The organism is Flavobacterium sp. (genome assembly GCF_003525665.1).
Classification (GTDB): Bacteria; Bacteroidota; Bacteroidia; order Flavobacteriales; family Flavobacteriaceae; genus Flavobacterium.
On record NZ_DQDX01000107.1, the window covers coordinates 22,400 to 35,902 of the forward strand.

A 13,503-nucleotide genomic window follows, 5' to 3' on the forward strand; every position below is an offset into this window, starting at 1 on the left:
GCAAACACCAATAAATAAAAAGCGATAACATATATGACCACTAACAAATAAATTTTACATATATGAATAGAATTCAAAACCAATTATTTGCATTTTTGATTGTATTAATCAGTTGTGTTGGAAATGCCCAAATGATAAAAACAAAATCTCCAAGTCGTTCTAAAGGACAAACGGATGTCTTACGACTAGTTGCTCCAAAAATTCCTGTGGTTAGAGTTGCTTTTATTGGATTAGGGATGAGAGGTTCAGATGCTGTGGAGCGAATGACTAATATAGAAGGAGTAGAGATTACTGCGTTGTGTGATGTTCTTCCAGAAAGAACTAAAGCATCAAATGAAGTGCTTGCAAAATTAGGTTTTCCTAAAGCAAAAGAATTTTATGGAGAAAACTCTTGGAAGGAAGTTACTAAACTACCTAATGTAGATTTAATCTACATCGCAACCGATTGGCTTAATCATGCTCCAATCGGAATTCAAGCAATGAAAGACGGAAAGCATGTTGCTATTGAAGTGCCTGGAGCTTTAACTATGAAAGAAATTTGGGACCTAATTGATACTTCTGAAAAAACCAGAAAACATTGTATTCAATTAGAAAATTGTGTTTATGATTTTTTTGAATTGACCACTTTAAACATGGCACAAAAAGGCGTTTTTGGTGAAATTATTCATGCTGAAGGATCGTATATTCATGGATTACAACCGTACTGGGGTGAATATTGGAATAATTGGAGAATGGATTATAATCGAAAACACAGAGGCGATTTATATGCAACACACGGAATGGGACCAGCCTGTTTAGCATTAAACATTCATAGAGGAGATAAAATGAATTTTTTAGTTTCGATGGATACAAAACCAATTGGAAATCCAGCTTATATTGAGCAAAAAACAGGTGAAAAAGTAACTGATTTTAGAAATGGTGATCATACCATGACTATGATTCGTACAGAAAACGGAAAAACTATTCAGATTCAACATGACGTAACATCACCAAGACCTTATAGTAGAATGTACCAATTGAGCGGAACTAAAGGATATGCAAATAAATATCCATTTGAAGGTTATGCTCTAGATGAAGAACAAGTAGGAAGCGACATTGTGCCTGGCCATAAAAAATTATCAGCACACAGTTTTATGCCAGACGAAGTTAAAAAAGCACTAATGATTAAATACAAACATCCAATTGTAATGGATATTGAAGAAAAAGCAAAAAAAGTTGGAGGCCATGGAGGAATGGACTTTATCATGGATTACCGTTTGATTTACTGTTTGCAAAATGGATTACCTTTAGATATGGATGTATATGACTTAGCCGAGTGGAGTTGTTTAGGTCCATTAACAGAAATTTCATTAGATAATAATTCTGCACCAGTTGAAATTCCCGATTTTACAAGAGGAAATTGGAATAAATTGAAAACAGTGGAGTTTTCCAAATAACTATTAAAAAGTACAAATGCCATTTAAAGAAACCTTTTCAGAATTTTATACCAAAGTTAAATCGAGTTTGGATGATGGAACTTTTGCCAAATTAACCTTAGCAAAAACCATCGGAAATACCGATTTGATGAATATTTATGTGCGTCCGATTATTGAACATAATGAGTTGAAATTGGAGTTGAAATTCAAGCATCAACAAGAAGAATTATTTGAAATTCATGAAATTGAAAATGCTTTTCCAAGATTATTAGAGTTTATTAATAATCCGTTTATGTCGGCAATTTTATTTACAACTGAATTTGATTTAACTTACAAATTGAATAAAAAACGCGCGGTAAGTATAGTAGAACAGTTTCCAAGTTTTACGCATGCTTCGCCTGTTATTATTGAATATTTGGAAAGTAGGAAGTAATGTAGTTTGTCATTTCGACGAAGGAGAAATCACATAATCATAATCATTTGATGAGATTTCTCCTTCATCGGAAGGGTTAAAAATAGCTGAAGTACTTTGGCTAGCTAGCGATAAATCAATTCTTTGTTTTTTTGCTTTTTAATTTTAGGTAATCTTCTCTAATATATCTGTTACAATCTTCAATTAATACTTTTCCGTTTTTCAAGTAATAATAAGCGGAATCTTTTCCATATTCTTTAAAAACTGAATCGCCAACATTTATTTGATAATAAATTTCGTTTGGAATTCTAACCTGATAAGAGCCATTCAAAATCATAAATCTTGAAGCTCTTGTGTAATCGCCATCTTCTTTTTTATCAGTTATCTTTCCGTTGAATTCTGTTTTTTTGCTTTCCAGATATTTTTCCCTTTTGTAATCTAATGAATTGCTTTGATAAATAGATATAGTCACAAGAATTATAGCAATTGGTACAAAAACATAAGCTAAATTTTTATTAACTTCAGATTCTTGCTTTTCCAATTCTTGTTCCGATTCATTCATAGTTTTATTTGACAGCAAGTTCTTTGTTTACCAACAACTAATCAATAACCATTTCAGGAATTTCACCTTCAATAATTAATTCTGCTTCGGTTGAAGCAATGATGTGTTCTACAGAAACTCCTGGAGCGCGCTCTAATAATTTGAATCCTTGAGGTGTTATTTCTAGAACGGCTAATTCGGTAACTACTTTTTTAACACAAGCAACTCCAGTTAAAGGTAACGTACATTTCTTTAGAATTTTACTTTCACCTGCTTTGTTCACGTGCATCATGGCAACTATAATATTTTCAGCAGAAGCAACTAAATCCATTGCTCCGCCCATTCCTTTTACCATTTTTCCTGGGATTTTCCAGTTGGCAATGTCTCCGTTTTCTGAAACTTCCATCGCGCCAAGAATCGTTAAATCTACGTGTTGTCCACGAATCATTCCGAAGCTGAAAGCAGAATCGAAAAAACTTGCGCCAGGCAAAGTTGTGATTGTTTGTTTTCCTGCGTTGATTAAATCGGCATCTTCATCGCCTTCAAAAGGAAATGGTCCCATTCCTAGAATTCCGTTTTCGCTTTGAAATTCAACGTCAATTCCTTCTGGAATGTAATTAGCAACTAGCGTTGGAATTCCGATTCCGAGATTTACGTAGTAATTGTGTTTTAATTCTTTTGCAATGCGTTTTGCAATTTCTGTTTTATCTAAAGCCATAATTAGAAAATTTTTCTTACGGTTCTTTGTTCTATTCTTTTCTCGTATTTTTCGCCTTGAAAAATTCTGCTAACCAATATTCCTGGAATGTGAATTTCGTTTGGATCTAAACTTCCAGCTGGTAAAAGTTCTTCAACTTCGGCAATGGTTATTTTTCCTGCGCCACACATTGATGGATTGAAATTTCGAGCTGTTCCTTTAAAAATTAAGTTTCCTGCTTCGTCACCTTTCCATGCTTTTACTATGGCAAAATCGGCTTTGAAGGCGTGTTCCATGACGTGCATTTTTCCGTTGAATTCGCGCGTTTCTTTACCAATTGCGACTTCTGTGCCAAAACCTGCTGGAGTGAAAAAAGCTGGAATTCCGGCTTGAGCTGCTCGACAACGTTCGGCCAAAGTTCCTTGCGGAATTAACTCAACATCCAATTCTCCTGAAAGCATTTGACGTTCGAATTCGGCATTTTCTCCAACGTAAGACGAAATCATTTTTTTGATTTGTTTTTGTTGCAATAACAATCCCAATCCGAAGTCGTCTACGCCTGCATTATTGGAAATACAAGTTAGATTTTTTGTTCCTTTTTTTACTAGTTCGGCGATGCTGTTTTCTGGAATTCCGCACAGGCCAAAACCTCCAAGCATTATAGTCATGTCGTCTTCAATTCCTTGAAGTGCTTCTTTAACCGAATTTACTTTTTTATTAATCATATTCTAGCAATGAATTATACTAATTTTCTATAAGTTTTATTTTGTTACCGAACCTTTAAATAGGCTTAGCCCTGATTGCAGCGGCATCCTTTTTCTTTTTTCTTTAAAAAGGAAAAGATAGAGCGGAAGGCAGGAATAGCTTCTAAAGATCGAACTCTTCTGTGTTTTGTTGTTCGGTATCGAGCGAATCTACAGCAGTTGTATCTTTGGGTCTGGAATAGCCGCCGCCAGTGTAACAGTCGATTTTGATGGACATGTTTTCTGGTTTTTCAAACTTGTCTTTAGAGATTTGAAGGTCTGGATCTTCGTAACATTTTTTCATGAAATAACCCCAAATTGGCAAAGCAGCCGTTGCGCCTTGACCATAAGTGATGCTTTTGAAACGTGCCGAACGATCTTCGCAACCAACCCAAACGCCAGTTACAAGATTGGGAACCATACCGATAAACCAACCGTCTGACTGGTTTTGTGTAGTTCCTGTTTTTCCTGCTATAGAATTTGTGAACATGTATGGATAACCTGTCCAGCGTTTGTCGCCGTTTCCGCCACCTTGAGTTCGTAGTCTTTCACCAGATCCACCTTCAGTAACGCCTTCTAGAAGCTTGATTACTGCAAATGCGATGTCTTTGTTAAGAACGTCATGCGATTCTGGAATGGGTTCGTAAATTACGGCTCCGTTTTTATCTTCAATTCTAGAAATAAATTGCGGTTTTATGTAAACGCCTTGATTAGCAAATGTGCTGTAAGCGGCAACCATGTCGTGAACGGTAATATCTACTGCGCCAAGAGCAATTGCTGGTTGTGCAGGAATATCTGAAGTTACGCCGAGTTTGTGTGTTAATGCTACTACAGCTTCTGGACCTGTTTTGTCAATTAATTTGGCAGAAACGGTGTTTATAGATTGGGCTAATGCTTTGGTTAATCGCACCATTCCGCGGTATTTTTGATCGGAATTTCTTGGTTCCCAATCTTCGGTTACGTTGTGACGGCCTTTTCTAATTACGAATGGGCCATCGATTATAGTGTCGCAAGGTGACATTCCTAATTGTTCGATTGCAGTTGCGTAAACGAATGGTTTGAAGGTAGAACCCACTTGACGCGCACCTTGACCAACGTGATCGTATTGGAAATATTTGTAATCTATTCCGCCAACCCAAGCTTTTACTTGACCCGTTTGTGGTTCCATTGACATTAATCCCGATTGTAGAAAATGTTTGTAATATCTGATAGAATCCAATGGTGTCATCACAGTATCGCGTTCGCCTTTCCAAGTGAAAACGGTCATTTTAGTTTTTTTACTGAACGATGCAATGATTTCTTCATCCGATTTATCGTCGGCTTTTAGAATGCGCCATCTTTCGGAATTTTTCATCGCTTGCTTGATGATTTTATCGGTTTCCTCTGGTGTTATACTGATGAAAGGTGCGTTTTTATTGCCTTTTTGTTGAATCCAAAATTCTTCTTGAAGGTTTTTCATGTGCGCCAAAACCGCTTCTTCGGCGTGTTGTTGAATTTTAGAGTCGATTGTGGTGTAAATTTTTAAACCATCGCCGTAAATATCGTATTCTTCTCCGTCTGGTTTTTTATTTTCTTTTACCCATTTTTTCATGTAGTCACGAAGGTATTCTCTAAAATAAGTTGCTGTTCCGTCAAGGTGACTTTCTGGATGAAAATCTAGTTTGATTGGTTTTTTCTCTAAAATTAATTTAGCAGATTCTTCAAGATGATTGTTTCTAACCAATTGACCCAAAACGATATTTCTTCTTTTGATGGCTCTTTCTGGAAAACGATTTGGGTTAAAACGAGAAGGATTGGTTAGCATTCCTACTAATAAAGCACTTTCTTCAACATTTAAATCGCGTGGTTCTTTGCTGAAATATACTTTGGATGCTGAGCGAATTCCAACTGCGCCATTCACAAAATCTACTTGGTTTAGATACAAAGCGATGATCTCTTGTTTGGTATATTGTCTTTCTAATCGGATAGCGATGATCCATTCTTTGGCTTTTTGTACCATTCTAAAAGGAAGAAATTTAGAACCTTCGCCATGAAATAAATTCTTTGCTAATTGTTGGGTTATGGTACTTGCTCCACCATCTTTTCCTAATTTTAAAGCTGCACCAAATGTTCTACGAGCATCAATTCCTGAATGTTCATAAAAACGTTCGTCTTCAGTAGATACTAGTGCGTCGACTAATGATTTTGGTAAATCTTTGTACTTGATTGCGGTTCTATTTTCGTTGTAAAATTTACCTAACGTTACACCATCAGACGAGATGATTTCGGTTGCTAAATTAGAATCTGGATTTTCTAAATCTTCAAAGGAAGGCATTGCGCCAAATAAACCCCAAGAAGCAAAAAGAAAGAATAAGAAAAGTCCGCCAAGAGTATAAAAAAACAGTCTCCAAAATTTCTTTGAATAGTATTTTATGTCTTTTGCAGGAGTAGTTCCTTTGGATTGCGAATTATTTTTTTGTGCCATAATTTTTTTATTCTATTGATTCTACTCTAAAACCTATTTCGGTGATTCCTTTTAAGTTATCAACTCCAGCGACTTTGCCTGTTTGACGAACGGCTTGCTGAATTTTAACAGTGTAATCGCCTTTTAATTTGAAGTTGACATTGGGTTTGTAAAACAACTTACTTTCTTTCACATCAGAAAAACCGTCGCCCATTAAAGTTCCGTCTGGATTTGCCATTTCATATTCTAATGTGTCTACTAAAACCTTTTTATTAGGTTGCACCAATGAGACAATTAGAAACAAATTATTAAACGGATAATCGTTGTTGGCTCTAGTATTTACATACAAATTGTACTTTTTTAAACTATCCAATTTTGGTAATTTAAATTTGATAATACTGTCTTTATGCCAAGAATCTCCAACCGATTTATACTCGTCGAAAACACGTTTTTCATCGCATGAAATAATTAAAAACGCTACTAAAAGAAACAGTATGCTATTTTTTATCTTCATTCTTTTTAATAATTATTGGTCTTTTATTTTGTGGTTTCGCAGTTGGATTTTGTCCTTGTGCTTGCGGTTGTTTTTGATTTGGATTTGGTCTTTGTCCTTGTTTTTGATTAGGATTAGGATTTGTATTCTGATTGGCGTTTTGATTTGGATTGGTATTCTGGTTTGGATTTTGAGCTTTGCTTTTGTTCTTATTTTTATTCTTGCTTTTGCTCTTTTTTGGTTGGTCAAAACGTGTTAAACTTTCTTGACCCATAGCGTTATTGAAGTTGGCTTCTTGCTCAACAACAATTTCTATAGCATAATCTTCAAGAGCAGAAACTCTGATTTTTTGTTTGTTTTGAACAACAATTTCTCTAACCTGATCGATTTTTAAAACATGCCAATTCGCGAAATTATCGGTGTAAGCAAACCACATTAGACCTTTAAAAATGTCTTGTTTTTGACAAATTGCATCGCCTTTTTCGGTGTAAAGTTTGGTTTCAAAATCTGGAAAATCCTTTAAGGCATCAAGATAAGTGTCTAATTCATAGTTCAAACAACATTTTAATTTACCACATTGTCCAGCTAATTTTTGCGGATTAAGTGACAGTTGTTGGTAACGTGCCGCTGAAGTATTTACACTTCTAAAATCAGTCAACCAAGTTGAGCAACAAAGTTCTCTTCCGCAAGAACCAATTCCGCCTAAACGAGCTGCTTCTTGACGAAAACCTACTTGTTTCATCTCAATTCTTGTCTTGAATGATTGTGCAAATTCTTTAATCAATTGACGAAAATCGACTCTGTCATTTGCCGTGTAATAGAAAATAGCTTTCGATCCGTCACCTTGAAATTCAATGTCAGAAATTTTCATTTCTAATTTTAATGAAATTGCAATTTCACGCGCTTTCACTTTCATTGGCTCTTCTTTATCGCGAGCTTCACTCCAAATATCGATGTCTTTTTGAGATGCTTTTCGGTAAACTTTTGCTACGTCTTCGCTTTTATGATCTACGCCTTTTTTCTTCATTTGAACCTTTACAAGTTCGCCAGTAAGCGTTACAATTCCAACATCATGACCAGGTGAAGCTTCTGTAGCAACAATATCGCCAATGCTTAGCGTAAGTTTTTCGGTATTTCTGTAAAATTCTTTTCTTCCGTTTTTAAAACGTACTTCAACACAATCAAAAGGTGCTTCGCCGTTAGGCAAATTCATATTTCCTAACCAATCAAAAACGGTCAATTTATTGCAGCTATCGGTGCCGCAAGTCCCATTATTTTTACAACCCTTTGGTGCGCCACCATCAGAAGTTGAACAACTTGTACATGCCATCATTATATATGTAGTATCGCCAAAAAGCGATTTAAGTTTATAAAACGATTAATTGGTAAAGATAGTATTTTTAGAAATTATATTCCAATAAAAAAATCCCAAATTCCTAGGCTGAAATATCAGTTGGAATTTGAGATTTTAAACAGTTGATTTTTAAAATAGTTATTCTAAAATCTTAAATAATTTATCGGATAATCGAACTCTAAAAGGCAAAATAAAAGTTACTTTATCGCCAATTTTAGCACTAGAATTTTCGCTTCCGTTCACCATCATTTTGTCTAAAATTACTTCTTCATTTCCTGTTGTTGGACCTGAAATTAAAATTTTATCGCCTATATTTAATTCGTTGTTTTCGATGATAAATAATCCAACTTGTGGTTTTGGATAATAATGTTCGGCTTTACCAACAAGTACTTTTTTTACTTTTATTTTCTGACGAATGTCTTTTGGTTTTTGGGCTATAGCCAGAGGTTTATCAGACAATTCTCCTGAGTGTTTGAATAACAATTTATCTGATTTTCCTTTTCGAAAAACTTTATTTCCTACTTGAATTCCTCTACGAAGTTTTACTTGTTCTACTAAAGGCAAATGAATAGTTTCTAAACATTCAGTAGAACAACAATTTTCCATTACAGCCTTGCAATCATCACATTGAATGAACAATAAATGACATCCGTCGTTTTCGCAATTGGTGTGATTGTCGCACGGTTTTCCGCATTGATGGCATTGCGAAACGATATCGTCGGTAATTCTCTCGCCAAGTCTGTGGTCAAAAACAAAGTTCTTTCCTATGAATTTACTTTCTATATTTTCTTCCTTGATTTGTTTGGCATAATTGATAATTCCGCCTTCTAATTGGAACACATTTTTAAAGCCCTGATGCTTGAAATAAGCCGAAGCTTTCTCACATCGAATTCCTCCAGTGCAATACATCACTAGGTTTTTATCTTCTTTAAAATCTTTTAATTGCTCGTTGATGATTGGTAAACTTTCTCTAAAAGTTTCAACATCTGGAGTTATTGCGCCTTTAAAATGACCAATTTCACTTTCGTAATGATTTCTAAAATCAACTACAATGGTGTTTGGATCTTCTAAAATCTGATTGAATTCCTTCGCTTTCAAATGGACACCAATATTGGTAACATCAAAAGTTTCGTCGTTCAATCCGTCGGCTACAATTTTGTCACGAACTTTTACGGTCAATTTCAAAAACGAATGATCGTCATGTTCTACAGCGACATTTAATCGAATGCCTCGCATGAATTCATAAGCTTCTAAAGTTTCTCTGAAAGCTTCAAAGTTTTCTGCTGGAACACTCATTTGAGCATTTATTCCTTCTTTGGCAACATAAGTTCGACCGAGTGCATCGAGTTTGTTCCATTGGATAAATAAGTCGTCGCGAAATTTTTTCGGATCTTCAATTTTGGCATACGCATAGAAAGACAACGTAAGTCGTTGTTTGCCAGCTAAATCAATTAGCTCTTTTCTTTCTTCTGCGCTTAAGGTGTTATACAGTTGCATGCTATAAACGTTTAAGGTTAGAGACGCGATTAATCGCGTTTGTACAGAAATATGAGACGCGATTAATCGCGTCTGTACTGAATTCTAAATGGAAGAATTCGAGTGCAAATTTAGTTTTTTACCGCAAATGCGCAAAGTTTTTTCGCAAAGTTCGCAATGAACTATAAAAAAGATTACCGCAAATTCGCAAATTTTTATCTTTTTTGAAGAAAGTAGTTTGTGAATTTGCGGTAAAAAAATATTAGTGACTTAGCGTCTTTGTGGCAAGCTTAACAGAATTCTGCGTAAGCGTCTTTTAAGTTTTCAGCAATCATTTCTGCTGGACGACCTTCAATGTGGTGACGTTCTAACATGTGAACTAATTCACCATTTTTGAACAACGCCATACTTGGAGATGATGGAGGAAATGGAAACATTTCTTCTCTTGCAGCATCAACTGCTTCTTTGTCAACTCCTGCAAAAACCGTTACTAAATGATCTGGTTTTTTTGCTCCGTCCAAACTCATTTTTGCTCCTGGACGAGCATTTCTAGCAGCGCAACCACAAACCGAATTTACAACTACAAGTGTTGTTCCTTCTGCTTTGATAGCGTTTTTTACTTCTTCTGCATTATATAAATCTTGAAAACCAGCGTCAGAAAGTTCTGCTCTCATTGGTTTTACCATTTCTTCTGGATACATATTCTTGATATTAGATATTTGATATTAAATTTTAGATATTAAATCTTTTGCAAAGATAGTAAGAAATGTAAAAGTAACTTTTAAAGAAGTCATAAAGATTTGTTATGTTTACATTTTTAAAATATATGATATGAATTTTTTAGTAGGAATCGATACGTTTTATATTAAAATTGCATTTCTAATTGTCTTTATAATTGGTTATTTAATTATTCAGAGAAAAAATAATTTAAAATTGACTTTGCAGTATGTATTGTATTCATATGGAATAGCAATTTTACTTTTGTCGCTTTCAATTCCTCATATTTTTTCAGGATTTCCGCATGATGTTTCGGACCTAGAAAACAAGAAAAAATTACTGTATCATTTGCAAAGAAATAATGAAGCTCTTGTTGAAACTACTCAAGCTTTTCGTGATTTAGTTTTTATAACATTTTTATTTTTGGTTGCGATCATTTCTAAAATTATAAAGCATTTTAAACTAGAAAATTCTGCCGAATAAAATTTTACAAATTATAGTTTAATGGATTTACATTAAAGTGTTTCCCATTTTTTTTGATAAGGATACGTTTCATAAATTACATTATCTTCATTGAGTCGATAACCTTGTTTATAATCTTCTTTTGATTGTTTTATTAGTGCATCTACACCTTCTGTTTTACCTAATCGTGCTAAACATATTGCTTTATAAAATTTCACATCAGAAAAATTAGGATATATTTTTAATGCTTTATCAAATTCGGCAATGGCTTCTTCATATTTCTTTAATTCATATCTAGCAATTCCTAAATAAAAAAAAGCCGTGTGGTGTTCAAATCCATCACGTTTTTCATACAATTCTTTGACATAGTTTTGTAGTAATTGTTCTGCTTTTTCAAATTCGTTGAGTTGCAAATAAGAAATGGCAATATAAAAATCGTAGGAATGATCCATAACATAACCGTTGCCAAACTTCTTTTTGCAATCTTCCAAATCGGCAATGGCATCTTTATATGATTTTGAGAAAATACATTTCATAAAACCTCGATAAGGTTGCCATCTTTCGGCATTATATTTTACAGCATTATCAAGAAAAGGCATTCCGATTTCGTACTTTCTAGCTTTAAAATACGGCATTGCTTTTTGTTGCCATAAATAGGCGATAGTACTGTCTTTTTTTAAACCATTATCAAGACAGTTTTGCCATTCTGCCATTTGATAAATGTAGTTGTATTGCTGCGCACAGTTGGTCAAAAATTCTTCAATGATTTTTTCTTGTTCCTTAGTTTTACCATCTTGGGAATAAAAAACAGTCGTGGAAAATAGTGTAATTAATAAAATAATTTGCTTCATCTTTATATAAATTTTGATAAAGATAAAAAAGTTGGTTATTTAAAAATTCGCATTAACAACGCGTTAACAAACAAACCTTTCGGGCATTTCCAAATGACTTGTAAATCCTCCCAAAAAGAAGTTTCTTCGTCAAGAAATTTGAAGATTAAAGTTGGATTTCCTTTTTTGAATAAAGCCGAAAAAACTGTAGAACCCAAATCATTTCGTTTGAATAAAACATCTAAAAACAATAAATCGTAGAACCAGAATTTATCTGTTTTATGAAATTTTCTGAAGCTTGTGCTGAGCGAAGCCGAAGTATCAGTTTCTTTCGATAAAAGTTCAACTAATTCTTTTGATTTTTTGGTANNAGTATAACCTGTACTTGCTTTGGTCCATCCGCCAACAGAACCAATATTTATGATATTTTTGGTGTTGTGTTTCCAAAATTTATAAGAAGTCATCGGAATATTCCCTTGTTCTTTCTCGACGATTTCGTAGTCTGAAATTCCAAGTTTTTTGATGTAATCTTGAATTTCCTTTTCGTATTCTTCTTTAGGAAGTAAATCTTTTGAAAAGAGCGTATATTCTAGTAATGCTTCGGTTGATGAAGTTGGAAGAACGTACATAAAACGAGTATTTCCTCTTTGTTCGACAGAGAAATCCATGAAAGTGGCTTTGTTTTTTTCAAATACTTCTTCTTTTGATTTTATAAACCAACCAATAAAATGCTGCTGCAATAATGGATATTTCGATTGATTTTTTACAAGATTTGGGTTGTAAATGGAATTAAAAATCTTGTTGCAAGTATAATTTTCTGATTCAGTTTTAACGATGCAATGATTTCCTAATTCTTCAAAATCAGTAACTTTTTGATTTGCAAAATGAATGTTTTCTTGTTTTGAAATTAAATCGAAAATAAGATTGTAAAAATCCAATCCGCGAACCATTTTATATTGATACGGATTCAAATCTAAATCTCTTCGAAAATTTTCATCCGCAAAAAGCGCAGTTTCCCAATTTTTTGAAATTATTTCATCAAAAAGCGAAGAATTATCCCAAAAACACCAAGTTCTATCGTTCGACTTTTTTGGATTTTCATCCAATAATAAAATTGTTTTATCATTAAATTTTCCAGATAAAATCATTTCATAAACGGTCATTAAAGCCGATAATCCTGAGCCTGTGAAAATGTAGTGATAGTGTTTCATGTGTTAAATTCTAAAAGAAAATCCGAACGCGATGTAATGATCTGGCGCGTTATCGGTAATTCCAAAACTGGAAGACAAATCTACCATAAAATTGTTGTTTATCAAATAGGTAATTCCGCCATCAAGATTGTGATTTGCCTTGTCATTTTGTGGAGCAAATCCATATACTTCAATATACGAACCAATTTTTGGAGTGATTGCATAACCAGTTGTTAAGGTGTACAAAAATATTGGTTCTGCCGAAAATCCATCCCATTCTGAACCTAAATTATAACTCAAACTGAATTTTTCTGACAATGTATGTTGCATGGTAAATCGAAATTCTGGAGCGAAATAATCGGTTTTATATCTTGTTGAAGCGGTATTGGGCAAACCAATATGTGCAATAAATGATGTTTTAGGAAAGATGCCTTTTTCTTCTGCCAACTTCACTTTGAAACCAACATAAATTGGAGATAATCCGCTGATTTTTTCATTGTTTATTTCTTCCGATAAAAATTCGGTTATCAATCGCAACTCAAAATTTTCATTAACACCATATTTCCAAAGAGTTGTTGGCAAACTAAACGACTTACTAATTGCATCGTTTTTCTGAAAAGTAAATCCGGTTTCTACTTGAAACATTCCTTTTGGAACAATTGCTGGAGTTTCGGTTTGGTCGGGTCTGTCAGCTTGAATGGGCTCAATAGTTTGAGAATAAATTGAAGAT

The 13,503-nt window shown here is 34.0% G+C and carries 14 protein-coding genes; 3 read left to right on the plus strand and 11 right to left on the minus strand.

From position 1 onward, the window contains the following. Positions 1–62 precede the first annotated feature (62 nt). Positions 63–1,436 (plus strand): Gfo/Idh/MocA family oxidoreductase, encoded by a 1,374-nt coding sequence (locus tag DIU01_RS07755; RefSeq protein WP_290833175.1) that lies wholly within the window; start codon positions 63–65, stop codon positions 1,434–1,436. 16 nt (positions 1,437–1,452) lie between these two features. Beyond that, positions 1,453–1,848 (plus strand): hypothetical protein, encoded by a 396-nt coding sequence (locus DIU01_RS07760; protein WP_290833177.1) that lies wholly within the window; start codon positions 1,453–1,455, stop codon positions 1,846–1,848. A 115-nt stretch (positions 1,849–1,963) separates the two neighbouring features. On the opposite strand, the gene DIU01_RS07765 is transcribed toward DIU01_RS07760, so the two are convergent. From DIU01_RS07765 to DIU01_RS07800, 8 genes are all read right to left on the minus strand, one after another. Next, positions 1,964–2,389: a hypothetical protein gene (locus DIU01_RS07765; RefSeq protein ID WP_290833179.1), complete on the minus strand. Its 426-nt coding sequence runs from the start codon at positions 2,387–2,389 to the stop codon at positions 1,964–1,966. 37 nt (positions 2,390–2,426) lie between these two features. Continuing rightward, positions 2,427–3,086, minus strand: a complete 660-nt coding sequence (locus DIU01_RS07770) for a CoA transferase subunit B (protein ID WP_290833181.1) — start codon at positions 3,084–3,086, stop codon at positions 2,427–2,429. 2 nt (positions 3,087–3,088) lie between these two features. Then, complete coding sequence (locus tag DIU01_RS07775) at positions 3,089–3,790, minus strand: CoA transferase subunit A (protein ID WP_035124671.1); 702 nt, start codon at positions 3,788–3,790, stop codon at positions 3,089–3,091. A 142-nt stretch (positions 3,791–3,932) separates the two neighbouring features. Next, entirely contained in the window at positions 3,933–6,272 is a 2,340-nt protein-coding gene (locus DIU01_RS07780; protein ID WP_290833184.1) for a transglycosylase domain-containing protein, read from the minus strand. Positions 6,273–6,279: 7 nt separating this feature from the next. After that, positions 6,280–6,765: a gliding motility lipoprotein GldH gene (locus DIU01_RS07785; RefSeq protein WP_290833186.1), complete on the minus strand. Its 486-nt coding sequence runs from the start codon at positions 6,763–6,765 to the stop codon at positions 6,280–6,282. Further along, positions 6,749–8,074, minus strand: a complete 1,326-nt coding sequence (locus DIU01_RS07790; protein ID WP_290833202.1) for a regulatory iron-sulfur-containing complex subunit RicT — start codon at positions 8,072–8,074, stop codon at positions 6,749–6,751. The genes DIU01_RS07785 and DIU01_RS07790 overlap by 17 nt, the downstream gene beginning before the upstream one ends. Positions 8,075–8,236: 162 nt before the next feature. Next, positions 8,237–9,595, minus strand: a complete 1,359-nt coding sequence (locus tag DIU01_RS07795; protein WP_290833188.1) for a rhodanese-related sulfurtransferase — start codon at positions 9,593–9,595, stop codon at positions 8,237–8,239. A gap of 269 nt (positions 9,596–9,864) precedes the next feature. Beyond that, positions 9,865–10,275: a BrxA/BrxB family bacilliredoxin gene (locus tag DIU01_RS07800; protein WP_035124683.1), complete on the minus strand. Its 411-nt coding sequence runs from the start codon at positions 10,273–10,275 to the stop codon at positions 9,865–9,867. A 130-nt stretch (positions 10,276–10,405) separates the two neighbouring features. Here DIU01_RS07800 and DIU01_RS07805 point away from each other — a divergent pair, with 130 nt between their 5' ends. Beyond that, positions 10,406–10,774 (plus strand): hypothetical protein, encoded by a 369-nt coding sequence (locus tag DIU01_RS07805; protein ID WP_290833190.1) that lies wholly within the window; start codon positions 10,406–10,408, stop codon positions 10,772–10,774. A gap of 32 nt (positions 10,775–10,806) precedes the next feature. Here DIU01_RS07805 and DIU01_RS07810 read toward each other — a convergent pair whose 3' ends face one another. From DIU01_RS07810 to DIU01_RS07820, 3 genes are all read right to left on the minus strand, one after another. Further along, positions 10,807–11,604, minus strand: coding sequence for a tetratricopeptide repeat protein (locus tag DIU01_RS07810; protein WP_290833192.1), 798 nt, complete (start codon positions 11,602–11,604; stop codon positions 10,807–10,809). Positions 11,605–11,639: 35 nt separating this feature from the next. Next, positions 11,640–12,794, minus strand: a complete 1,155-nt coding sequence (locus tag DIU01_RS07815) for a lycopene cyclase family protein (protein WP_290833194.1) — start codon at positions 12,792–12,794, stop codon at positions 11,640–11,642. A gap of 3 nt (positions 12,795–12,797) precedes the next feature. Then, the coding region (locus DIU01_RS07820; protein WP_290833196.1) for a transporter at positions 12,798–13,503 on the minus strand (706 nt) is incomplete at its 5' end.